Source organism: Nocardia sp. FDAARGOS_372, from assembly GCF_002554515.1.
GTDB classification, from domain to species: domain Bacteria; phylum Actinomycetota; class Actinomycetes; order Mycobacteriales; family Mycobacteriaceae; genus Nocardia; species Nocardia farcinica.
On the sequence record NZ_PDDW01000001.1, the window covers coordinates 5,203,315 to 5,225,104 of the forward strand.

General features: G+C 69.4%; 23 protein-coding genes. 13 read left to right on the forward strand and 10 right to left on the reverse strand.

Translation table 11 applies throughout. The features are described from left to right. The first annotated feature begins 12 nt into the window (after positions 1-12). The 4 genes from CRM89_RS24440 (at position 13) to CRM89_RS24455 (ending at position 3,882) form a co-directional block, all read left to right on the forward strand. Positions 13-1,203: an acyl-CoA dehydrogenase family protein gene (locus tag CRM89_RS24440; protein ID WP_011207013.1), complete on the forward strand. Its 1,191-nt coding sequence runs from the start codon at positions 13-15 to the stop codon at positions 1,201-1,203. Continuing rightward, positions 1,200-1,997 carry an SDR family oxidoreductase gene (locus CRM89_RS24445; protein ID WP_060593697.1) on the forward strand — a complete coding sequence of 266 codons (798 nt, stop codon included), beginning with the start codon at positions 1,200-1,202 and terminating at the stop codon, positions 1,995-1,997. The genes CRM89_RS24440 and CRM89_RS24445 overlap by 4 nt, the downstream gene beginning before the upstream one ends. A gap of 45 nt (positions 1,998-2,042) precedes the next feature. Continuing rightward, on the forward strand, positions 2,043-2,666 hold the full coding sequence (locus CRM89_RS24450) for a TetR/AcrR family transcriptional regulator (RefSeq protein ID WP_170916178.1): 624 nt from the start codon (positions 2,043-2,045) through the stop codon (positions 2,664-2,666). Between the two features lie 61 nt (positions 2,667-2,727). Beyond that, on the forward strand, positions 2,728-3,882 hold the full coding sequence (locus CRM89_RS24455) for an acetyl-CoA C-acetyltransferase (RefSeq protein ID WP_086838542.1): 1,155 nt from the start codon (positions 2,728-2,730) through the stop codon (positions 3,880-3,882). 220 nt (positions 3,883-4,102) lie between these two features. On the opposite strand, the gene CRM89_RS24460 is transcribed toward CRM89_RS24455, so the two are convergent. Further along, the gene (locus CRM89_RS24460; protein WP_098086416.1) at positions 4,103-4,318 is read right to left on the reverse strand and encodes a hypothetical protein; all 216 of its coding nucleotides are present in this window, start codon (positions 4,316-4,318) and stop codon (positions 4,103-4,105) included. A 196-nt stretch (positions 4,319-4,514) separates the two neighbouring features. Between CRM89_RS24460 and CRM89_RS24465 the strand changes: the two genes are divergently transcribed. Further along, positions 4,515-5,180 carry an HAD family hydrolase gene (locus CRM89_RS24465; RefSeq protein WP_305778355.1) on the forward strand — a complete coding sequence of 222 codons (666 nt, stop codon included), beginning with the start codon at positions 4,515-4,517 and terminating at the stop codon, positions 5,178-5,180. Positions 5,181-5,485: 305 nt separating this feature from the next. Here CRM89_RS24465 and CRM89_RS24470 read toward each other — a convergent pair whose 3' ends face one another. Continuing rightward, positions 5,486-5,692 carry a DUF397 domain-containing protein gene (locus CRM89_RS24470; protein ID WP_098086418.1) on the reverse strand — a complete coding sequence of 69 codons (207 nt, stop codon included), beginning with the start codon at positions 5,690-5,692 and terminating at the stop codon, positions 5,486-5,488. Continuing rightward, complete coding sequence (locus CRM89_RS24475) at positions 5,689-6,582, reverse strand: helix-turn-helix transcriptional regulator (protein WP_098086419.1); 894 nt, start codon at positions 6,580-6,582, stop codon at positions 5,689-5,691. Before CRM89_RS24475 ends, CRM89_RS24470 begins: the two co-directional genes overlap by 4 nt. Positions 6,583-7,206: 624 nt before the next feature. Between CRM89_RS24475 and CRM89_RS24480 the strand changes: the two genes are divergently transcribed. After that, complete coding sequence (locus CRM89_RS24480; RefSeq protein WP_228822277.1) at positions 7,207-8,340, forward strand: cytochrome P450; 1,134 nt, start codon at positions 7,207-7,209, stop codon at positions 8,338-8,340. A gap of 446 nt (positions 8,341-8,786) precedes the next feature. Here the strand turns inward: CRM89_RS24480 and CRM89_RS24485 are convergent, their stop codons facing one another. Further along, on the reverse strand, positions 8,787-9,668 hold the full coding sequence (locus tag CRM89_RS24485; RefSeq protein WP_060593692.1) for a sigma-70 family RNA polymerase sigma factor: 882 nt from the start codon (positions 9,666-9,668) through the stop codon (positions 8,787-8,789). Positions 9,669-9,948: 280 nt separating this feature from the next. Between CRM89_RS24485 and CRM89_RS24490 the strand changes: the two genes are divergently transcribed. From CRM89_RS24490 to CRM89_RS24505, 4 genes are all read left to right on the forward strand, one after another. Further along, positions 9,949-11,121, forward strand: a complete 1,173-nt coding sequence (locus CRM89_RS24490; protein WP_098086421.1) for a serine hydrolase domain-containing protein — start codon at positions 9,949-9,951, stop codon at positions 11,119-11,121. Between the two features lie 41 nt (positions 11,122-11,162). Further along, complete coding sequence (locus CRM89_RS24495; RefSeq protein WP_011207029.1) at positions 11,163-11,603, forward strand: DoxX family protein; 441 nt, start codon at positions 11,163-11,165, stop codon at positions 11,601-11,603. Positions 11,604-11,642: 39 nt separating this feature from the next. After that, complete coding sequence (locus CRM89_RS24500; protein WP_011207030.1) at positions 11,643-12,149, forward strand: carboxymuconolactone decarboxylase family protein; 507 nt, start codon at positions 11,643-11,645, stop codon at positions 12,147-12,149. Between the two features lie 123 nt (positions 12,150-12,272). Next, complete coding sequence (locus tag CRM89_RS24505; protein ID WP_098086422.1) at positions 12,273-13,580, forward strand: NtaA/DmoA family FMN-dependent monooxygenase; 1,308 nt, start codon at positions 12,273-12,275, stop codon at positions 13,578-13,580. A 71-nt stretch (positions 13,581-13,651) separates the two neighbouring features. Here CRM89_RS24505 and CRM89_RS24510 read toward each other — a convergent pair whose 3' ends face one another. Then, positions 13,652-14,521: a helix-turn-helix transcriptional regulator gene (locus tag CRM89_RS24510; protein ID WP_098086423.1), complete on the reverse strand. Its 870-nt coding sequence runs from the start codon at positions 14,519-14,521 to the stop codon at positions 13,652-13,654. Between the two features lie 101 nt (positions 14,522-14,622). Here CRM89_RS24510 and CRM89_RS24515 point away from each other — a divergent pair, with 101 nt between their 5' ends. Continuing rightward, positions 14,623-15,393, forward strand: a complete 771-nt coding sequence (locus CRM89_RS24515) for an SDR family oxidoreductase (protein WP_060595029.1) — start codon at positions 14,623-14,625, stop codon at positions 15,391-15,393. Positions 15,394-15,457: 64 nt separating this feature from the next. On the opposite strand, the gene CRM89_RS24520 is transcribed toward CRM89_RS24515, so the two are convergent. Next, a complete protein-coding gene (locus CRM89_RS24520) occupies positions 15,458-16,096 on the reverse strand; it encodes an isochorismatase family protein (RefSeq protein WP_098086424.1) in 639 nt (212 codons plus the stop codon). A gap of 145 nt (positions 16,097-16,241) precedes the next feature. On the opposite strand from CRM89_RS24520, the gene CRM89_RS24525 reads away from it, so the two are divergent. Beyond that, positions 16,242-17,195, forward strand: coding sequence for a GlxA family transcriptional regulator (locus tag CRM89_RS24525; RefSeq protein ID WP_011207035.1), 954 nt, complete (start codon positions 16,242-16,244; stop codon positions 17,193-17,195). A 120-nt stretch (positions 17,196-17,315) separates the two neighbouring features. Here the strand turns inward: CRM89_RS24525 and CRM89_RS24530 are convergent, their stop codons facing one another. The 4 genes from CRM89_RS24530 to CRM89_RS24545 all read right to left on the reverse strand — a co-directional run bounded on the left by CRM89_RS24530 (position 17,316) and on the right by CRM89_RS24545 (position 20,894). Next, positions 17,316-18,410, reverse strand: coding sequence for a nitronate monooxygenase family protein (locus CRM89_RS24530; protein WP_098086425.1), 1,095 nt, complete (start codon positions 18,408-18,410; stop codon positions 17,316-17,318). Beyond that, positions 18,407-19,168 carry a CoA-transferase subunit beta gene (locus CRM89_RS24535; RefSeq protein WP_060595028.1) on the reverse strand — a complete coding sequence of 254 codons (762 nt, stop codon included), beginning with the start codon at positions 19,166-19,168 and terminating at the stop codon, positions 18,407-18,409. The genes CRM89_RS24530 and CRM89_RS24535 overlap by 4 nt, the downstream gene beginning before the upstream one ends. 71 nt (positions 19,169-19,239) lie before the next feature. After that, positions 19,240-20,121, reverse strand: a complete 882-nt coding sequence (locus CRM89_RS24540) for a CoA transferase subunit A (protein WP_195039593.1) — start codon at positions 20,119-20,121, stop codon at positions 19,240-19,242. Then, complete coding sequence (locus CRM89_RS24545; RefSeq protein WP_011207042.1) at positions 20,121-20,894, reverse strand: enoyl-CoA hydratase family protein; 774 nt, start codon at positions 20,892-20,894, stop codon at positions 20,121-20,123. The genes CRM89_RS24540 and CRM89_RS24545 overlap by 1 nt, the downstream gene beginning before the upstream one ends. 52 nt (positions 20,895-20,946) lie before the next feature. Between CRM89_RS24545 and CRM89_RS24550 the strand changes: the two genes are divergently transcribed. Next, the gene (locus CRM89_RS24550; protein ID WP_060593683.1) at positions 20,947-21,741 is read left to right on the forward strand and encodes an SDR family oxidoreductase; all 795 of its coding nucleotides are present in this window, start codon (positions 20,947-20,949) and stop codon (positions 21,739-21,741) included. Positions 21,742-21,790: the final 49 nt, after the last annotated feature.

The window sequence follows — 21,790 nt, forward strand, 5'->3', positions numbered from 1 at the left end:
TATCCTACCGACGTGGTTGCGATCCAGACCTCAGAATCCGGCACCGCCGCGCAGGACGCGGCGTTTTGCGCCGAAGTGCGGGAGTGGTTGGCGGAGAATCTCGACGGAGAATTCCGCGAGCTGCGCGGACTCGGCGGTCCAGGCCGCGAACACGAGGCATTCGACGAACGGCTGGCCTGGGACCGGCACCTGGCCGCCGCGGGCTGGACCTGCCTGGGCTGGCCGAAGGAATACGGCGGCCGCGAAGCGAGCGTGCGCCAGCAGGTGATCTTCCACGAGGAATACGCCAGAGCCAACGCGCCCGCGCGCGTCTCGCACGTGGGGGAGGAGCTGCTCGGCCCGACCCTGCTCGCCTTCGGCACCGAGGCGCAGAAGCAGCGCTTCCTGCCCGGCATCCGCACGGTCTCCGAGCTGTGGTGCCAGGGCTATTCCGAACCCGGCGCCGGCTCGGACCTGGCCGCCATCACCACCGCCGCCCACCTCGACGGCGACCAGTGGTCGATCAACGGGCAGAAGATCTGGACCTCGCTGGCGCACGTGGCCGACTGGTGCTTCGTCGTCGCCCGCACCGAGAAGGGGTCGAGCCGGCACAAGGGCCTGTCCTACCTGCTCGTGCCGATGAAACAGCCCGGTGTCGAGGTGCGCCCGATCATCCAGCTCACCGGCACCTCGGAGTTCAACGAGGTGTTCTTCGACGATGCCCGCACCGACGCCGACCTCGTCGTCGGCGAACCCGGCGACGGCTGGAAGGTGGCGATGGGCACCTTGGCCGTCGAACGCGGCATCTCCACCCTGGGTCAGCAGATCCGCTTCGCCCGCGAGCTGGCCGACATCGAGGCGCTGGCGCGGCGCACCGGCGCCGCCGACGACCCGCTGATCGCCGACCGCATCGACCGCGCCTGGGTCGGCCTGCGGGTGTTGCGCGCCCACGCGCTGCGCACCATGGAGGGCGGCGGCATCGACGAATCCGGGCAGGCCTCGGTGGCGAAGCTGCTGTGGGCCAACTGGCATCGCGGGCTCGGCGAGCTGGCGATGGCGGTGCGCGGCGCCGAGGGCCTGGTGGCGGGCGAGGGCGATCTCGACGAATGGCAGCGGCTGTATCTGTTCACCCGCGCCGACACGATCTACGGAGGTTCGAACGAAGTGCAGCGCAACATCATCGCCGAGCGAGTGCTCGGCCTCCCGCGGGAGGCTCGGCCGTGAGCGGACCCTTGTCTGTCGCCCCGCAGCCGATTCCCGGTCACGGCCTGCTGACCGGTCGCGTCGCCGTCGTCACCGCCGCCGCGGGCACCGGCATCGGCTCGGCCACCGCCCGCAGGCTGCTCGCCGAGGGCGCCGACGTGGTGATCTCCGATTGGCACGAGCGCAGGCTCGGCGAGACCGAGGTCGAGCTGAAGGGCGAGTTCCCCGAGCGCCGGGTGGCCGCCATCGCCTGCGACGTGCAGAGCACAACCCAGGTCGACGAGCTGGTGCGGGGCGCGGCCGCCGCCCTGGGCCGCATCGACATCATGGTCAACAACGCCGGTCTCGGCGGTGAGACCCCGGTCGTGGACATGACCGACGAGCAGTGGGACCGCGTCCTCGACATCACCCTCAACGGCACCTTCCGCTGCACCCGCGCCGCGCTGAACTACTTCCGCGCGGCCGGCCACGGCGGCGTGATCGTCAACAACGCCAGCGTCCTCGGCTGGCGCGCCCAGTACGGCCAGGCTCACTACGCCGCCGCCAAGGCCGGCGTCATGGCCCTGACCCGGTGCAGCGCCATCGAGGCCGCCGAACTCGGCGTGCGGATCAACGCGGTCGCGCCGAGCATCGCCCGGCACGCCTTCCTGGACAAGGTGAGCTCGTCCGAACTCCTCGATCGCCTCTCCGAACGAGAAGCCTTCGGCCGCGCCGCCGAACCGTGGGAAGTGGCCGCCACCATCGCCATGCTCGCCAGCGACTACACCACCTACCTCACCGGCGAAGTAGTCTCCATCAGCAGCCAGCGAGCCTGAGATGCGACAGCTTGGGCTGGCACCAAGCAAATGCTTGGTTGTATCATGGCTCGCGTGACCGCACCTGACGCCTCGAAATCGACCCGGCGCACCGAGCTGCTGGGGCTGGCCGCCGAGCTGTTCGCCGAGCGGGGGTTGCGGGCGACGACGGTGCGCGACATCGCCGACGCCGCGGGCATCCTGTCCGGCAGTCTCTACCACCATTTCGATTCCAAGGAGTCGATGGTGGACGAGATCCTGCGCGGCTTCCTCGACGATCTGTTCGGCCGCTACCGCGAGATCGTGGCGGCGGGCCTGAGCTCGCGCGACACCTTGGAAGCCCTCGTGCTCGCCTCCTACGAGTCCTTCGACCGCAGCCACGCGGCCGTGGCCATCTACCAGGCCGAGGCCAAGCGGCTGCGCGATGCGGAGCGGTTCGCCTACATCGACGAATACAACCGCGAGTTCCGCGCGCTGTGGCATCGGGTGCTCACCAACGGCGTCGCCGACGGCAGCTTCCGCCCGGAGCTGGACGTCGAGCTGGCCTACCGCTTCCTGCGCGACACCGTGTGGGTGGCGGTGCGCTGGTACCGGCCCGGCGGCCCGATCACCGTGGAGAACCTCGCCAAGCAGTACCTCACCATCGTGCTCGACGGGCTCACCGTGCCCGAGCGCACCGACCAGGCGTAGCGCCTGCGCACCACTAGGAGTTCTGATGTCTGCACCTTCGGCCCGCCGCCCCTACGCCCCGTTGCGTGACGCCTACGTCGTCGACGCGGTGCGCACCCCCGTCGGCAAGCGCGGCGGTGCCCTGGCCGGCGTGCACCCGGCCGACCTCGGCGCGGCCGCGCTGCGCGGCCTGTTCGATCGCAACTCCATCGACCCGATCAACGTCGACGACGTGATCGTCGGCTGCGTCGACAACGTCGGCCCGCAGGCCGGCAACATCGGCCGCACCATGTGGCTGGCCGCGGGCTACCCGGAGGAGGTGCCCGGCGTCACCGTCGACCGCCAGTGCGGCTCCAGCCAGCAGGCCATCAACTTCGGCGCGCAAGCCATCATGAGCGGCACCGCCGAAGTGATCGTCGCGGGCGGCGTGCAGAACATGAGCGCCATCCCGATCTCGGCGGCCATGCTCGCGGGCAAGGAATACGGCTTCGACTCCCCGTTCGTCGGCGCCCAGGGCTGGGACCACCGCTACGGCACCGAAGAGGTCTCGCAGTTCCGCGGCGCCCAGCTGATCGCCGAGAAGTGGAACATCAGCCGCCGCGACATGGAGGAATGGGCGCTGCGCAGCCACGAACGCGCCCGCGACGCCATCAAGAACGGCCGCTTCGACAACGAGATCGTCCCCGTCGGCGACTTCTGGATCGACCAGGGCCCGCGCGAGACCAGCCTGGAGAAGATGGCCTCCCTGCCCCCGCTCGCCGAGGGCAGCCCGCTCACCGCGGCGGTGGCCAGCCAGATCTCCGACGGTGCCAGCGCAACCCTGCTCGCCTCGGAATGGGCGGTGCAGGAGTACGGGCTGAAGCCCCGCGCCCGCATCCACCACGTCAGCGCGCGTGGTGCGGACCCGATCTTCATGCTCACCGCGCCGATCCCGGCGACCAAGTGGGCGCTGGAGAAGACCGGACTGAGCATCGACGACATCGACGTGGTGGAGATCAACGAGGCGTTCGCGCCGGTGGTGCTGGCGTGGATCAAGGAGACCGGGGCGGATCCGGAGAAGGTCAACGTCAACGGCGGGGCGATCGCTTTGGGCCACCCGCTCGGCGCGACCGGCGCGAAGCTGTTCGCCACCCTGCTCAACGAGCTCGAGCGCCGCAACGGGCGTTACGGGCTGCTCACCATCTGCGAGGGCGGCGGCACGGCGAATGCGACCATCATCGAGCGCCTGGATCGCTGATCTCGGACGGTGCGGGGCTCGCAGTCGCCGGGTCCCGCACCCGAAGTTGGTGATGTCGGTCCGATCGGCCTCGCGTCAGTGTCATTCGTTATTCGCCGCTGTCCTCGGCGGGGGACATTTATCACTTTCATCCAGGGGACCAAAGCTATTCCTATGCCGGCGGGCGGCGCACCCGTCAGAATCGTTGCTGCGCAACATAAAAGCGCTGACGCTCCAACTGCTACTTGACGTGCCTCCGCACGGATACCGCTCGACATTCGTACCCCCCCTGAGGAACATTCTCGATTTCGGCATCGACCGGATCGCCTTCACTGAGCGTGAAAACGTCCCCCTTATCCACCGTCGACAAGTGGAACCACGCGAGCGAGCCGTCCGTCCGCGTCAGCACGCCGGTGCCGTTGCGGATGTTCCAGCGGTAGACCGTCGCACGCTCCATGACCCGCCCCCTCGCTGCACGGTGTGGTCGACCAGAGGCCTATCGTCGCACAGCCCCAGCTCTCCGCGGCTGGAAAACGGTCTCGAGCTGCGCGCCTGCGCCTACGACGTCAACGCCCGTGGCGCGGTGATTACACTTTGGCCGATCCCGCGCACTGAAGCGGGTCCAGTGTGTAGATCGCAGGGGGAGCCACGTGGTGATCGAGGCGGTCGTGTTCGATGTCGGCGAGACCCTGGTGGATGAGACCCGCGAATATGGCTCCTGGGCCGACTGGCTCGGAGTTCCCCGGCACACCTTCGTCGCCGTACTCGGCGCGACCATCGCTCGGGGGCTGGACTACCGCGAGACCTTCCAGGTGTTTCGCCCCGGCTTCGACCTCACCGCCGAACGGGAGGCTCGCGCCGCCGCAGGTCAGCCCGAATGGTTCGGTGAGGACGACCTGTATGCCGACGTGCGTCCCGCCCTGGCCGAACTCGGGGCAGCGGGAATTTGGGTGGGCGTAGTCGGTAACCAGACGGCGCGCGCCGGTGAGCTGCTCCGTGGACTCGATCTGCCCTGTGACTTCATCGCGACATCCGAGGAGTGGGGTGTGAGCAAGCCCGACACCGCGTTCTTCCATCGAATCATCGAGGAGGCGGACAGGCCGGCCGACGTCATCTTGTATGTCGGTGATCGTCTCGACAACGACATCGCCCCGGCCAAGGCGGTGGGGATGCGGACGGCGTTCATCCAGCGCGGTCCATGGGGGTGGATCCACCGGGACTCGCCTTCGGTGGCCGAACTGGCCGACTTCCGCATCGACTTCCTGACCGAACTCCCCGCCCTTGTTGCCGCCGAGGCCGACGTGCTCCACGCCCACTGATTCCGCAAGAACCGTGGACATTGCTCACACGCACCCGGAACTCATTGCCTGGGGCGTGGAGGGCACGTTGATTCCCGCGCCCGTTCGATGCCACGGTGATTGCCCCTGGCCGCCAGGCAGGTTACGTCCTACCGAGTGATCGGCGCCTTCTTCCGGCTCGCCAGCCAGGGAGTAGGCGCTGGCGCGATCGACGCGGCAGCGCGGCGACGAACGATTCGAATAATTGATCGAGCAGGGCGGTGACACGGCCTCGCCTCGGACGTCGAAGCGAGGCAGGCCCCCTTTGTCGGACGACGCTCCGGTACTCAGGGCCGATCGAACTGGCCGTCCCGCACGCCGGCGAGGAAGGCATCCCATTCCGCCGGGGTGAAGGTCAGCACGGGCCCACTCGGATTCTTGGAGTCGCGCACACCGACCCCACCGTTGTCCAGGTGGGCGATCTCCACGCACTCGCCGCCGCCCTGGCTGAACGTGCTCTTGAACCAGTGTGCGCCCGATAGGTCTGTGCTCACGCTGTGTACTCCTTCGCGATCTGTCCCACCAGTTCCCTGGTGCTCTCTTCGTCCAGCGCTACTCGCTGGATGCTCTCCGCAGCTGCGCGGTGGCGCTCGACCATCGCATCCTCTTCGAGGAACAGTGCGCCGGTGTAGCCCTCCACGTACACGACAGGTGGTTCCGACTCCGCGCGCGCCGACAGCGGGGGAAACTGCATGAGGACAAAGCTCTGGGTGATCAGGCCCGGGTGCGACCCCGCCGTGAAGGGGATGACTCGCACACAGACATTGGACAAGCGGCTGATCTCGATGAGGTGGTGCAACTGCTGCACCATCACATCGACGCCTCCGACCTGATGGCGAAGGGCCGCCTCGGAAAGCAGGACGTTCACCCGGAAGCTGGGTGAATCGGTCAGCCGACGTTGCCGCCGCGCGTGCAGTTCCAGCCGCCGCTCGATGTCCACTGCAGAAATCGCCGGATCGATGGTGGTGTCGGTCCATCGCCGGTAGCTGCTCGTCTGGACGAGGCCGGGCAACAGGGTCAGCTGGAAGGTGGTCAGGCGATCGCTCGCCTGCTCGAGGCTCATGTAGTGATCGAAATGCGGATTGACCACATCGGAGTACGCGCGCCACCACCCCTGCGTCGAAACGCTGTCGTTGATCGCCCGCACCTCCCTGTGCAACTCGAGCACTTCCTCTCGCTCGGCCTCGCTCGCCCCGTAGAGGTCGAGCAGTTCCCGGTACTGCGCGGTGCTGATCCGTGCGGGCCTTCCCACCTCCACGCGGCCGATCGTCTGCTTGGACACCTCGATGCGCGTGCCCGCGGCGAGCTGGCTCTTGTTCGCTCGCTCTCTGAGCTCGCGCAGCCTTCGGCCGAGCGCTCGCCTGGGAAGTGTCGAACCTGTCATCCTCCGTGCCTCCCTACCAGGGTAGGTCCACCACGCACCGGTGCGTGGTGGACCGTGCCTTCGTGGACCGGTCCTTCGTGCACCGCCCCACGATGGACGACCAACGAGTTTCGTGCGAATTGGCTTGCGAGGCACCAATTCTAGGTTGATTCAGTGTGTACTTGAGGGGCTTCGGCGGTGGGGGAAACCGGGGCTCGGCGATATCGCGGCAAATCCAACACCCTTGTGTCCAGAGGATCTGAGATGCCTGTGTACGAATTGTGTCTGCTCCTGGCGGTTCTGCCGCTGGCGGCCCTCGGCGTGCTCGTGCCGTTCCTTGCCGCGTCACGAAAATCTGCGCGACTGCTTCCATTGCAGCCCAACGAGTTACGTCGTCGACGGGCTGATGTGGTCGGTCCTTCGGTTCGGTACGACGGCCGAGTGGGCGTCGGCAACCTCGACAGCCCCAGCGTCCGATACGGCGTGAAACCGGCGGCGCCCTCCCCGTCGATCGGCCCGCACAACAGCATTACCCCCAGCAAATGCCCCATCGGACGCGGCTCGCCACCCGACGCCGACAACACTCCCCGTGTTCCGCTCTACACCGCGCAATTCGCAGCCGACCCGCACTCCGCCTACGCCCGAATGCGAGCACACTTCGGACCGCTGGTGCCGGTCTGGTTGGCACCGGGCGTTCCTGCGACCCTGGTGATCGGTTACTGGACCGCACTGAAGATCCTCAACGACCCAGAGCATTTCCCGGCCGATCCCAGCTCCTGGCAGCGCGGCATCTCCCCGGACTGCCCGGTCCTGCCGATGATGCGGCAGCGTCCGAATGCCCAGCACAGCAGCGGTGATCGGCACGCTCGGTATCGCGCGGCCGGTGTGGACGCTCTGCGCCGCGTGAACACAGCCGCGCTGCGCACCGGGGTCGAGCGCAGCGCCTTGCGGTTGATCGACGGGTTCAGCCGCGCGGGTCGGGCCGATCTGCTCGGAGACTACGCGCGCCCGCTGGTCTTCGAGGTAATCGGTGAGCTGATCGGGTGCGATCCCGATATCGGCGCGCGAGCCGCCGCCGGGATCGCGATGATGTTCGATTCCACGGTCGATGCCCCGCGGGGAGACCGGTTGGCGGTGACGGCGTTGGGCGAGCTCGTCGCCCGCAAGCGCGGCCGGCCGGGAGACGACCTCACGTCCTGGCTGCTCGCGCATCCGGCCGACCTGGACGACGCGGAAGTGATCCACCAGCTGGTCGACCTGTGCGCGGCGGCGGGTGAGCTGTTGACGAATCTGATCGCCAACACGGCGTTGTCGATGATGAGCCGCCCGGATTTCGGGGGCCGGGTCGCCGCGGGTGCGGTCTCGACCCGGGAGGCACTGACCTACGTGTTGTTCCGCGATCCGCCGTTGGCGAACTTCTGCATGTCCTACCCGCGGCAGCCACAGCTCATCGGCGATACCTGGGTGCCCGCCCATCAGCCGATCATGATCAGCCTGGCCGCCTGCAACAACGATCCGACGGTGATGGGCGGCGACCTCTTCGGCAACGAGTCGCATCTGGGTTTCGGCGCGGGTCCGCACCGCTGCCCCGCGCGGGCCCTGGTCGAGCTGATCGCCGGTGCGGCGATCGAACAGCTTCTCGACGTCCTGCCCGAAATCGGATTGGCGGTTCCCGTCGACCGGCTCCGCTGGCGGCCGGGACCGTTCCATCGCTCCCTACGAGCGCTGCCGGTCGTCTTTCCTCCCGTTCCGTCCCCGTCGGCTCCGGCCCTCCGCTGAGCGTTAGGCGATCACTCATGAACGACTCGCACGCAACCCCCGCACCTGGTCGGCCCGACCCGACCCGGCGGAGCGCGCCTACGTCCGCCGGCCTCTCGCCGATCGGCGCCGTCGTCCCGCTCGCTCGGGCATCCATTCTCCGCGCCACCGCCGACGAGCACCGCCACGACAACCCGCGTTGGCCGACGCGCTCACCTCGGGACGCCGCGAACGCACTGGAACTCCACGGCGACTGCGCGTGGCACTGCTCCACCAAGGTCGCCGCTCTCCTGGTGAGCCGGGACGACTACCGGTACTTCCGCGACCGCGACCGGACGGACGGAACCGTACGGTCGCTCCCGGACTGCTGAATCTCGCGGTCGGCGCCGAGGCGACCGGCACACGCTGGTCGAACTCGCCGCCGCGCACGGCTGCCGCGCGGGGAAGCGGCATGCCGACCACCCTCGTCAATTCAGCACCGCGGTCAGGTCGAGGCGGGCCAGACGAGCGGGGTCGGAGAGGATGTCGATCGCGGTGATGCGGTCGTTGGCGACGGTGAAGCCGATGACGGAGAACGGGGCTCCCTCGACGGTATTGACCAGTCCCGTACCGCCGTTGACCACTGCCGGGTGAACAGTGCAGAGGGTGGCCATGCGCTGGAACGTTTCGGCTTGCCCGGCCACGGCGGCCGCGCCGCGGATCACGCGCATCGCTTCGCCGGCGTCGGCGCGCAGCACCACGTCGGGGTCGAGGAGTTGCAGGAGTTCGTCGAAGTCGCCGCCGCGGGCGGCGGTGAGGAAGGCGTCCACGACGCGGCGTTGCCGGGGCAGGTCGGGATCGGGGGCCGGTGTCATGCCCTGGACTCGGCGGCGCGCCTGGCTGGCCAGCTTCTTCGCGGTCTGTGGAGTGCGGTCGACGATGGGGGCGATCTGCTCGTAGGGCATGGCGAACATGTCGTGCAGGACGAACGCGAGTCGTTCGGCCGGGCTCAGTGATTCCAGCACCACCAGCAGCGCCAGCCCCACCGAATCGGCCAGCAGTGCTTCGTGTTCCGGGTCGGAGGTGTTCTCGCCGAGAATCACCGGGTCCGGCAGATGCTCGGTCTCGAGGGGCTCCTCGTGGCGGGTCTTGCGGGCGCGCAGCATATCCAGGCAGACCCGGCCCACCACGGTGGTCAGCCAGCCGCCGAGATTATCGACATCGCCGGTATCGGTGCGGGCCAGCCGCAGCCACGCCTCCTGCACGGCATCGTCGGCATCGGAGAGCGAGCCGAGCATCCGGTAGGCGACCGCCCGCAGATGGGTGCGGTGCTCTTCGAAACGGTCGGCCAGGTACTGCTCATCGTGCACGGGGTCCTCCTCGGTTTCGTCCCGTACCGATGACGAACGGGCGACGGGAAACGTGACCCTAACCGTTTTCGCGTGCAGGCCGCCGGGGTCGTGGGCCGGGAACACGACCGGGCGGCCCCAGACCGGCTTCCCAGCGGGTCTACCTGCTGCTTCTCGTGCTGCGGTCACGTTTACCCACCGCCGTCCGTCAGTGCACCAGAAGTCGAATCGCGGCGAACTCCGGAGCCGAAGACCTCCCGCCGCGTGAACCTCATCAGCTGCTATCGAAGGGAACAGCACAGTGCAAGCGATCGAAGTACACGGCACCGTCGCCGACGGATATGAGCAGGTGCGCGCCGAGTTCGCCGCCGTCGTCGCCGAGGAGGACGGGGAATCGGGTGCGCAGCTGGCCGCGTTCGTGCGGGGCCGGAAGGTGGTGGACCTGTGGGCCGGGCGCGAGGTGTCCGGCACCACCCTCACGGGTCTGCATTCCACGAGCAAGGGCGCGGCCGCACTGGTGGTGGCGTTGCTGATCCAGGACGAGGCCCTCGATGTCGACCGGCCGGTGGCCCACTACTGGCCACGGTTCGCCGCAGCGGGCAAGGACCGCATCACGGTGCGTGACGTGCTGGTCCACCGCTCCGGAGTGGTAGGGGCCGACGGTGGTTTCACCGTCGACGAGCTCGCCGACGAGCGTGTTGTCGCCGAGCGATTGGTGGGCCAGCGACCCTTCTTCGAACCGGGGTCGGTGCACGGCTACGGCGGGTTCGTCACCTACGCCATCATCGGCGAAGTCGTGCGCGCGGTCACCGGAAACACCATCCAGGAGCACTTCGAGCAGCGCATCCGCGCACCGTACGGACTCGATGTGTATCTGGGCCTGCCGGCCGAACTCGATCACCGCTACCTGCCGATCCTGCCCTGGCGGGCCACACCGGAGATGGAGGCGGCCTTCGCCGCGAACTCGCCCAATCCGCACGGGATCGCGGGTGTCTCCTACAACCTCAACGCCCGCGGTTTCACCGCCGCCGACGTCATGGCCCTGCCCAACGACGCGAAACTGCGTCGCCTCGGCCAAGGTTCGGCCGGCGGGGTCGGCAGTGCGCACGGCGTGGCAGCGATGTACGCGGCGGCCACCACCGGCATCGGTGATCGGGAACCGCTGCTGTCGCTGGAGACCATCGCCACCATCTCCGCCATCCATTCCCACGGTCCGGATCTGGTGCGCGGGGATCGCGTCGCCTACACGCTGGGTTTCGAAGCCAAATCCCTGCTGTATCCCTTCCTGGGCGCGCACGCCTTCGGGCACACCGGCTCCGCCGGCTCCGACGGATTCGCCGACCCGCACAGCGGCTTGGCCTACGGCTACACCCGCCGCCGCGCCGCCTTCGCCTTCAACGCCCCCGAAAACGCCCGGCTCGCCGCCGCCCTGCACCGCGCCGCGACCACCACCGGTCTCGCGACCGCCGCCTGACCCCAGCGACCACCCCTCTCACTGTCTGGAGCAACACGACCATGTCCACTCGCACCACCACGATGCTCACCCGCGGCCTCGAACTCGCCCGCTGGGTCCCCGTCACCGCCGTGCTCGCCGAAACCGCCGTGGGCGCCTACTGGGATCTGGCCCGGATCTCCTACGTCCGCGAATCCTTCGACCACCTCGGCTATCCCCTCTACTTCGCCACCATCCTCGGCGTCGCGAAGACCGCCGCACTCGCCGCGATCCTGACCCCCGGGCACCCGCGGACGAAGGAATGGGCCTACGCCGGGCTGGTCTTCGTCTACGGCGGCGCCGCCGCCTCGCACATGGCAGCCGGTGACGGCCCCGACAAGTGGGCGATGCCCGTGTTCTTCGCCGCCGCCACCTTCGCCGCCCGCGCCTGGCTGCCGCGAGGCGGATCCCTCACCGCCGCACTGCGCGCCCTCGGCACCACCGCTCGCCCCCAGACCGCCTGACCACACAGTTTCACCCCAACAGAGAAAGGAAGTATCACCATGAGCATCACCACCCAGCAGCGCGACGGCTCCCGGCTGCCCAACCCCCAGCAGCTCGTCCCCGAACTCGGCGAGATCGGTGCCGCACTGTTCAAAGCCACCGGCAACGGGACGATTCCCCGGACCACCATCGGCCTCGTCCAACTGCGGGCAGGCCAGCTCGTCGGCAGCACCTACCTGGCGATCCTGCACGCCGGGAACCTGCGCGCTGCCGGGGAAACCGAGGAACGGATCGCCGCGGTCGCGACCTGGCGCGACGCTCCCTACTTCAGCGACGCCGAACGCGTCGCGCTCGCCCTGGTGGAAGCGGTGCTGCAACCGACAGCACAGGGTGAGCGGGTCCCCGAGGAGCTCTACGCCCTCGCCACCGAGTACTACGACGACAAGGCCCTTGCCACCCTCGCCATCGCCATCGGGCAGGTGAACTTCTTCGTCCCGCTGGCACTGATCGGACAGCCGCTGCCCGGCCGGGCCCCGGCCGAACAATGGACCCCCGTGTCCGCCTGACACATCGAACGTGGCGACGGGCCGCTCGGCCGTGACGGCCCGTGCCGCCATGCCGTATTCCCGCCGAATCACCGGGACGCCAACCCTGTTCGGCCGCCTTCCACCCGGCCTACCGTCGGTCGGGTGGGAGAGCAGAACACGCGTCGCAGGCCACTGAAGACCGTCACCGGGGTGAGCGGGGGAGAGGACATCTACGCGGCGGCGGTGGACCCGGCCCGATCCACGCTCGCCTCCGCGCTGGACGTCGCGAAGATCGCCGAGGACAACAGAATCGACGCGCTCTTCGCGGCCGACCTGCTCAGCTTCGGTAAGCAGGGGGCCATCGGCGCGCAGGAGCCGTTGATCTATCTGGCGGCGTTGAGCGCGGTCACCTCGCACGTGGGGCTGATCGCCACCGTCACCACCACTTTCCACCACCCCTACAACCTGGCCAGGCTGTTCGGCACGCTCGATCACGTGAGCAACGGGCGGGCGGCCTGGAACGCGGTCACCTCCTCCCTCGGCGAGGAGAACTACGGCGACGAGGGGCTGCCCAGCCCCGAGGAGCGTTATGCCCGCGCCACCGAATCGCTCGAGGTGGTCAACGCGCTGTTCGACTCCTGGCAGCCGGGGGCACTGGTCTCCGACGGCGCGGGCGGCGCGAAGTTGGACCCGGGCCTGGTCCGCCCGATCCACCACCGCGGCCGGTACTTCACCGTCGCCGGCCCGCTCAACATCCCACCGCTGCCGCAGCGCAGGCCGGTGCAGTTCCAAGCCGGACAGTCGGCGGGCGGCGTCGAACTCGGCGCGCGGTTCGCCGAAGTCGTCTTCACCTCGCTGGCCACCCTCGACGACGCCTTGAACTACACCACACGAATCCGCGCCAGAGCCAAGGAACTCGGTCGCCCCGACGGCCTGCCCCTCATCTTCAGCTCGCTGCACGCCACGTTCGGCGCCACCGAAGCCGAGGCGGCCCGCCTGGCCCGCGACCGTGACGAGGCCACCGACTTCGAGGAAGGCCGCCTGCGCCTGGCCGACATGCTCGGCGGCGGCGTCGACCTCACCGACCTGCCCCTCGACAAGCCGCTACCCGAATCCTTGCTCCCCGCCGTCGAATCGGTGAACCGCCGCCGCGGCCGGGTCGAGATCTTCACCGAACTCGCCCGCTCCGGCCGCACCCTGCGCGAACTCATCATCGCTGCCAAGGACACCGGCCACTGGGCGGCCGCAGGCACGCCCGAACAGCTCGCCGACGCGGTCGAGGAACGCTACGCGGCAGGCGTTCTCGACGTCATCGGCCTCGGCGGGCTCGGCGATCCGCGGACCAGGGATTTCGTCACCAACGGACTGCTCCCCGAACTGCGCCGCCGCGGCATCGTCGGCACCGACTACGTCGGCGGAACCTTCCGCGAGAATCTCGAACTCCCCGCCCTGCCGGATCAGCGGCACTGAACACTCGGCGCGCCACGAACCCCGCCGGGTGAGGACCCCACCCGGCGTGTGCTTGCGATTGATCGCTGCGGTCAGCTCCGGCGTTCGCTGCCCGGCAGCGCCAGGGGGACGAGCGGCCGGGTGCCTTCGGCGAGTTCGCGGAAGACCGCCTCGGTGGGTGAGCCGGGATCGGCGCAGTACACGATGATCCGCTGATCGCTGTCCGGTAGGTGCAGCACCTGGCAGTCGAATTCGAGCACGCCCAGGTCCGGATGGGTGACGCACTTGCGGTGGTTGCGGCGTTCGGCGACGTCCTGGGCGGCCCACATCTCGGCGAAACGCGTCGAGGTGCCGAGCAATTCGGTCACCAGGGCGGACAGGCGGGGATTGCCGGGGTAGCGGGCGTAGGCGGCGCGCAGGTCGGCGACGGTGGTCGTGGCGAACTGCAGGGTCTCGGGATCCGACCAGCTCGGGTCGTCGGCCGGGCGGCGGAACGCCCAGCGCACCATGTTGCGGTCGGATTCGGGGGTGTCGGTGAGGTCGGAGATGAAGAACACGGCCATGGCGTTCCAGGCCAGGATGTCGTAGCTCGCGTCGACCACATAGGCGGGCATGGTGGTCAACCCGTCCAGGATGGTGCGGACCGCGGGGGAGACAGTGCGATCGGGGCCGGCCACGACGGGCGGCGGGTGCCCCGCGGTGCGGAACAGATAGTTGCGTTCGTCGGCGGTGAGCATCAACGCCCTGGCGAGCGCGCCGACCACCTGCGCCGAGGGGTGCGGGCCGCGCGCCTGCTCGAGGCGCACGTAGTACTCGACGGAGATGCCCGCCAATTGCGCGACTTCTTGCCGCCGCAGGCCGGGGGTGCGGCGGGGGCCGGTCTGCGGCAGCCCCACATCGGAGGGTTGCAGATCGGCACGGCGCGCCCGCAGGAACGCCGCCAGATCGGTCCGGTTCGCCATGTTCCCAGTGTGCGCGCCCGCGACCGGGTCAGGGTGGTACCGGTGATACCACGCTCGCCCGGCCCTCCCCGGCCGCCGAACGCGCTGCAACCGTGGTGGCCATGACGCACAACGACACCGCCACCATCGCGCTGATCACCGGAGCCAACAAGGGCCTCGGCTACGAAACCGCCCGCGCCCTGGCCGCGCGGGGCTGCACCGTCCTGGTCGGCGCCAGGGATCCCGAGCGCGGGCGCGCCGCCGCCGAGAAGCTGGCCGCCGACGGCGGTGACGTCCGGTTCGTCCGGCTGGACGTCACCGACGCCGCCACGATCGCCGAGACCGCCGCCTACCTCGAGGCGGAGTTCGGCAGGTTGGACATCCTGGTCAACAACGCCGCCATCACCGGGGGCTTCGACACCGGCCTGCTGCCCTCGACCACCTCGATCGACATCATGCGCACCGTCTACGAGACCAACGTGTTCGGACCGGTCGCGGTCACCAACGCGCTGCTGCCGCTGCTGCGCCGCGCCGAGGCCGCGCGCATCGTCAACGTCTCCAGCGAGGTCGGTTCGGTGCAGCTGATGAACGACCAGGACGGCCCGATGTGGCCGATGGTCTCGATCACCTATCCGTCGTCGAAGACGGCGCTGACCATGATCACCACCATGTACGCCAAGGAGCTGTGGGACACCCCGATCAAGGTCAATGCCGCCAACCCCGGGTACTGCGCCACGGATCTGAACCACAACTCCGGGTTCCGGACCCCCGAGCAGGGCGCCGAGCCGATCGTGCACCTGGCCACCCTGCCCGCCGACGGCCCCACCGGTCAGCTGTGGGGCTACCGGTGGGGCGCCACCGACGGGGTGGAATACGGTCCGTTGCCCTGGTGAGGGTGCCTTGGTCGACCTGGGCGCCGGCGCCACCGTTCCCGGCCAGGGATCGGCGCGTCGGCGCTCAGACCAGCGCCGCGGCCGACCGCCCCTGCTGTGCCGAGGCCACCAGGTTGCTCTTGCCCAGCGGCGCACCCGACGCCAGCGCCGACACCCACTCCGCGGTGCCGGCGACGGCGGCGAGATTCGACTGGAACAGCACCATCAACGTCTCGTGCAGGACCTGCGCCGACACCGCGCCCGCTTCGTTGGCCAGGTGGATCGCGCCGGTCGCGTCGGAGAGGATCTCGGCGGCGAAGCCCAGACCCTCCGCCTCCACCACGGTGGCGATGTCGCAGTTGTTGGTCATGTACCCGACGACGGTGATGGTGTCGACGCCGCGTTTCCGCAACCACTCGGCGAGATCGGTGCCCGCGAACACGCTGCCGTACACCTTGTGGATGTGCTTGGTGTCCGGCGTGATCCGCTGCGCCACCTCGGGCCGCAGCGCCCAGCCGGGGGTGCCCTCGACGAACACCGGCGCGCCCTCGGGGGAGCGGTGCTGCACGACGGCGACCGGAATGTTGTGGGCCGCAGCGGCATCCATCGCGGCCACGATATTGGCGAGAGACTCCTCGCGCGGCGGGTACTGGACCTCGAGCGGGCCGCCGAAGTACTCCTGCTGAACATCGACGACGACGAGGGCGCGGTGTGCTGTGGTCATGGCTGCTTGTTCCTCCGTGAGCGTTCCGAGGTGCCGCGCGCCCCGGTGAGGCGCGCCGCTGACCGATTCTTCGGCACCCGCCGCACCGCCACGAGTGGCACGGATGCATACTTGCGATGGAATCGGGCCAACCTCGGGAGTCGCCATGCAGATCGCCGTCTACGCCTTCGACGGGTTCCCCATGTTCCATCTCGCGGTGCCGCTCACGGTGTTCGGTGAGGTCGGCAGGCTCGGGCTGGCGGCGGACTGGCAGACCCGGCTGTGGTCCGACCGCGCCGGTTCCGTGCGCACCGCCGAGGGCTACCCGATCGGGGACGTCGCCGGGCCGGAGATCCTGGCGAGCGCCGACATCGTCGTCGTGCCGTCCTGGCTGCAATCGCTCGCGCCCGCGGGGGACGACCTGAAGAACCAGCTGATCGACGCCCACCGGCGCGGCGCGACGATCGCGGGCCTGTGCTTCGGCGCCTTCCCGCTCGCCGATGCCGGTCTGCTCGACGGACGCGCGGCCGTCACCCACTGGGAGGTGCTGCCGCTGCTCGCCGAACGCCGACCGGACACCTCGGTGGACGCCTCGGTGCTCTACATCGACCACGGCGACGTGCTCACCTCCGCGGGCACCGCCTCGGCCATCGACGCCTGCCTGCACCTGGTCCGCAAGCACCTCGGCGTGGCGGCGGCGACGCGGGTGGCTCGCAGCCTCGTCGTCGCCCCGCATCGCGAGGGCGGCCAGGCCCAGTACATCGAGCGCCCGCTCGCGCGCCCCGCCACCGACGGCGCGATCGGGGAGGTGCTGGACTGGGCCCTGGCCCACCTCGACCACCCGCTCACCGTCGACCTGCTCGCCGAGCGCGCCCGCATGAGCCGCCGCAGCTTCGTCCGCCACTTCCAGCAGGCCACCGGCACCACCCCCGCCCGCTGGATCCTCGACCGCCGCCTCGACGAAGCCCGCGCCCTGCTGGAAACCACCGACTGGCCCGTCGACACCATCGCCTCGGCCTGCGGCTTCGGCAGCCCCGTCACCCTCCGCCAGAACTTCGCCGCCGCCTACGGCACCACCCCCACCACCTACCGCCGCCGCTTCGCCCCCACCCCGGCATAGACCATGCCGACGCGCTCGTGGCCCGTCCCACCTCTCGGGGTCAGCAGGAGCAAGAACGAGTTCGGCCGGGGATGGAAAGGGCCCCGGAACCCAAGGGTTCCGGGGCCGGGGCGATGAGCCCTATTCCGCGGTGGCCGGGGCCGAGGCGCGGAGGGAGGCAAGGGCGTCCAAGCGTTCCTCGGCTTCGGTGACGATCCGTTCGATGAGTTCCTTGCAGGTGGGCAGGTCGTCGATGATGCCGGTGACCTGGCCGGCCGCGAGCACACCCGCCTGGGTGTTGCCCTCGACCAGGCCGGCGCGCAACAGCATGGGGGTGTTGGCGGCCATGATGACCTGAGACCAGGTGAGGTCTTTGGTCTTGCGCATGGCGAGGCCGTCCTTGACGATGGTGGACCACTTCATGCCGGTCATGCTCTTGAACCGGGCCGCGTTGGAGACCGCGGCGGCGAACCCGCGCCACCGGCCCGAATGCTCCAGGCGCTGCACCAGATCGGTGTTGAGCACGCGGTGCGGCATGCCGTCGACCTTGAGGGAGACCACGGTGTCCTGCAGGTGGCGGTTCAGGTACTCCTGCTTCACGGCGTCGGGCACCGAACTGTCCTGGGTCAGCAGGAAGCGGGTACCCATCGCCACGCCCGCGGCGCCGTAGGCCAAGGCGGCGGCCAGGCCGCGGCCGTCGAAGAAGCCGCCCGCCGCGACGACGGGGATGTCCACCGCGTCCAGCACGGAGGGCAGCAGCAGGGTGGTGGCGACCGGGCCGGTGTGCCCGCCGCCCTCGCCGCCCTGCACGATCACCGCGTCGGCGCCCCAGGAGGCCACCTTCACCGCGTGCTTGGCCGCGCCGATCGACGGGATCACCACCACCCCGGCGTCTTTCAGCTTCGCGATGAGGTCCTTCTTGGGCGCGAGCGCGAACGAGGCGACCTTGACGCGCTCGCGGATCAGCAGGTCGATGCGCTCGTTCGCGTCCGAGGCGTCGGCGCGGATGTTCACGCCGAACGGCCGGTCGGTCTGCGCCTTGGTCTTGGCGATCGCGGCCTCGAGTTCCTCGTAGGTCATCGTCGCCGAGGCGAGGATGCCGAGGCCGCCCGCGTTGGCGGTGGCCGAGACCAGGCTCGGCCCGGCCACCCAGCCCATGCCGGTCTGCACGACCGGGTGCTCGATGCGGACCAGATCGGTCAGCGCGGTGCGCAGTCGCGGGGTCGGTGCGTTCACGACGAGGGCACCTCCTTCTCGCGGATCTTCTTGGGATCGAGCACTTCCCGGATGATGCGCAGTTCCTCGGCGGTGGGCTGCCTGGTCTGCGGCGCCTCACCGAGGCCGGCGACCTCGAAGGAGGTGTTCTCCGCGACTTCCTCGGGGGTGACGCCGGGATGCAGGCTGCGCGCCCGCATGGTGTGGCCGGGGCCCTCGAAGTCGAAGACGCCCAGGTTGGTCACCACCCGGTGCAGGTGCAGGAACCGGAAGGCCGGGTTGTCCTGATCCACCTTGTCGTAGCCGACCCCGCACACGATGTCCACGCGGTCGACGAAGACGCGCTTGCTGTGCCGGGCCACCCAGTAACTGGTCGGATGGTTGATGGTGTTGCCGGGCGCGCCACGCACACCGAACATCTGCCTGCTCGGCTGCTGGTGCGCGCCGAACGCCGACAGGTTCTGGTTGCCGTACCGATCGATCTGGTTGGCGCCCATCACCACGTGCCGACGCCCGGAGGCGACCACGTCGAACACCTTGCGGAACGGGATCCAGCCCTCGACCGGCGCCTTGCCGCCCAGCGGGGGAGTCTCGGCCAGCAGCAGCGCCTCGCCGTCGGAGAGCAGCAGGTCAGGCTCGGTGGTGAGCTTGGCCAGCCGGGCGCCGAGAGTCGCCATCGGCGTCATCGGCGAGGCCATGATCTCGCCCGCGCCCGCGAAGATCTCCGCGCAGGCGATCGCGCAGTACTCGGCCCTGGTCACGGTCTCTGTCGTAGTCATCACGCCTCCTGTGTTCTGCGGGACACCCGCACCCGGTCGGCTGCGATGAGTGCTTCGCGATGGTGTCTCATCTACGCCTCCTGGTCGGCGAACCGGCGGACGGCGGCCTGGTACTCGTCCTCCGAGACCGCCAGATAGGTGTCGACGAAGGTCTGCCAGCTCTCCGGCGACTTGGCCGCCTCCACGTAGTGGCGCTGGAACTTCTCGTCGCGGCCGTAGTCCTCACCGGCGAGGGTGAAGTGCGCGCCGCCGGGCGCCTCGACCACGCCGTCGACCATCATCCGGTTGAGCAGCAACTGCTGCGGCGGAACGGTTTTCACCAGTTCCTCGGTCTCCACCACGCGCTCCACCGACAGGTAGCGGCGCTCGGCGGCCAGGCAGTACAGGTCGTCGAAGTAGGGGTCGACGCCGAGATAGGCGGCGTTGCCGTGCTTGTCGCCGAGGTTCAGGTGCACCAGGGCCGCGTCGAGGGTGAGCGCGGGCATGGCGGAGAGGGTTTCGGGCGTGCCGTCGGGGCCCGGGTAGGGCGAGGTGACGGTCTTCAGCTCGCCTTCCCAGAAGGTGAACACGTCCGAGCCGAGTCCGGCGCGGATCGGCAGGAACGGCAGCCGGGCGGCGGCCGCCTCCAGCCCGCACTTGAGCATGCCCTCGTCCATCTCCCGGACCACCAGCTCACCGGAGGTGCGGGCCTTGCCGAACCAGGGGTCGTAGAACGGCGTCGAATCCAGCGAGACGAAGCCGTAGTAGGCCTTGCGCACCTTGCCCGCCGAGCACAGCAACCCCAGGTCCGGCCCGCCGTAGGTGACCACGGTCAGGTCGGTGAGGTCCGAGCGCAGGATGGCACGCACCAGCGCCATCGGCTTGCGCCGCGAACCCCAGCCACCGATGCCGATGGTCATGCCGCTGCGCAGCTCGCCGACCACGTCGTCGAGCGACATTCGTTTGTCTTTCATCACTGCTCCTGGTTTCCGGCCTTGCGTGCGGCGAGGTCGTCGTCGAAACGCGCGCGGATCTCGTCGGCGACGCCCGCCAGGTTGAGCTCGAAGGTGAAGCCCTGCTCGTAGCGGTAGCTGCGGTGCACGTCCTGCACATCGATGCCGTTGAGCGCGCGCTTGGCGGCCCGGATCACCCGGCCGTCCTTGGCGGCGATGTTCTTGGCCACCTCCATCGCGGCGGCGTCGAGTTCGGCGCGCGGCACCACCTGGTACACCGAGCCGTGGTGGTGCAACTGCTGGGCGGTGATCGTGCTCGCGGTGTAGAACAGCGCGCGCATCAGGTGCTGGGGGACCAGCCGGGCCAGATGGGTGGCCGCGCCGAGCGCGCCGCGGTCGACCTCGGGCAGGCCGAAAGTCGCGTCGTCGGAGGCGATCACCACGTCGGCATTGCCCACCAGGCCGATGCCGCCGCCCAGGCAGAAGCCCTGCACCACCGCGATCACCGGCACCGGGCAGTCGTACACGGCGCCGAAGGCCTCGAAGCAGCCGTGGTTGGCGTCGATGAGTGCCTGGTGGCCGGGCTTGCTCTGGATCTCCTTGATGTCCACCCCGGCGTTGAAGCCGCGGTTCTCCGCGCGCAGCACGACCACCTTGGTCTCCGGGTCGCGGCCCGCGGCGCGGACGGCGTCGGCGATGGCGAACCAGCCGTCGGTCGGAATGGCGTTGACCGGCGGATAGTCCACCGTGACCACGGTGATGCCGGTTGATTCGGTGTGACGGTTGATCCCCATCGCGGACCCTTCGTGGTTGGCAAAGCAAGCAGTTGCTTGGTAGGTTAGCACGGTGGGACTCGAAATCGACCTGTCCGATCGCGTCGTCTTGGTGACCGGCGGGGTGCGCGGCGTCGGAGCCGGAATCAGCAGGGCGTTCCTCGCCGCGGGAGCCACCGTCGTGGCCTGCGCCCGCAGGCCGGGTGAGCAGCCGGTGACCTACGAGGGCAGGCAGGCCCACTTCCTGCCCTGCGACGTGCGCGACGCCGCCGCGGTCCGCGCGCTGATCGAGACGCTGGTGGACACCCACGGCAGGCTCGACCACGTGGTCAACAACGCCGGTGGCGCGCCCTTCGCCTCGGCCGCCACCGCGAGCGTCAACTTCCACACCAAGATCATCGAGCTGAATCTGATGTCCGCCCTGTGGGTTTCGCAGGCCGCCAACGCGGTGATGCAGGACCAGCCCGAGGGTGGTTCGATCCTGATGATCTCCAGCCTCAGCGGCCACCGGCCCTCGCCCGGCACCGCCGCCTACGGCGCCGCGAAGGCGGGCGTCGACAGCCTCACGCAATCGCTGTCGATGGAGTGGGCGCCGAAGGTGCGGGTGAACTCCCTGATCGTCGGCCCGGTCGAGACCGAACTGAGCGAACTGCACTACGGCGACCGCGACGGCATCGAGGCCGTCGGCGCCACCATTCCACTGGGCAGGCTGGCCCGCCCCGAGGACGTCGGCCGCGCCGCGGCGTTCCTGGCCTCCCCGCTGGCCGCCTACATCAGCGGCGCGATGTTGCAGGTGCACGGCGGCGGCGAACGACCACCTTTCCTCGCCGCGTCCACCGCGGCCAACGGCGAGCAGCAGCGGGCCTGACTCGCACCGTCGAGCAAACCCGCACCGACCAACGAAAGAGGACAACGGA

Bases quoted from the DNA above. Each gene is read 5' to 3' on its own strand.
- CRM89_RS24450 (WP_170916178.1), top strand. From the start codon at position 2,043: ATGGCTCGCGTGACCGCACCTGACGCCTCGAAATCGACCCGGCGCACC.
- CRM89_RS24460 (WP_098086416.1), bottom strand. From the start codon at position 4,318: ATGGAGCGTGCGACGGTCTACCGCTGGAACATCCGCAACGGCACCGGC.
- CRM89_RS24475 (WP_098086419.1), bottom strand. From the start codon at position 6,582: ATGACAGGTTCGACACTTCCCAGGCGAGCGCTCGGCCGAAGGCTGCGC.
- CRM89_RS24480 (WP_228822277.1), top strand. From the start codon at position 7,207: ATGCGAGCACACTTCGGACCGCTGGTGCCGGTCTGGTTGGCACCGGGC.
- CRM89_RS24495 (WP_011207029.1), top strand. From the start codon at position 11,163: ATGTCCACTCGCACCACCACGATGCTCACCCGCGGCCTCGAACTCGCC.
- CRM89_RS24500 (WP_011207030.1), top strand. From the start codon at position 11,643: ATGAGCATCACCACCCAGCAGCGCGACGGCTCCCGGCTGCCCAACCCC.
- CRM89_RS24510 (WP_098086423.1), bottom strand. From the start codon at position 14,521: ATGGCGAACCGGACCGATCTGGCGGCGTTCCTGCGGGCGCGCCGTGCC.
- CRM89_RS24515 (WP_060595029.1), top strand. From the start codon at position 14,623: ATGACGCACAACGACACCGCCACCATCGCGCTGATCACCGGAGCCAAC.
- CRM89_RS24520 (WP_098086424.1), bottom strand. From the start codon at position 16,096: ATGACCACAGCACACCGCGCCCTCGTCGTCGTCGATGTTCAGCAGGAG.
- CRM89_RS24525 (WP_011207035.1), top strand. From the start codon at position 16,242: ATGCAGATCGCCGTCTACGCCTTCGACGGGTTCCCCATGTTCCATCTC.
- CRM89_RS24535 (WP_060595028.1), bottom strand. From the start codon at position 19,168: ATGACTACGACAGAGACCGTGACCAGGGCCGAGTACTGCGCGATCGCC.
- CRM89_RS24540 (WP_195039593.1), bottom strand. From the start codon at position 20,121: ATGAAAGACAAACGAATGTCGCTCGACGACGTGGTCGGCGAGCTGCGC.
- CRM89_RS24545 (WP_011207042.1), bottom strand. From the start codon at position 20,894: ATGGGGATCAACCGTCACACCGAATCAACCGGCATCACCGTGGTCACG.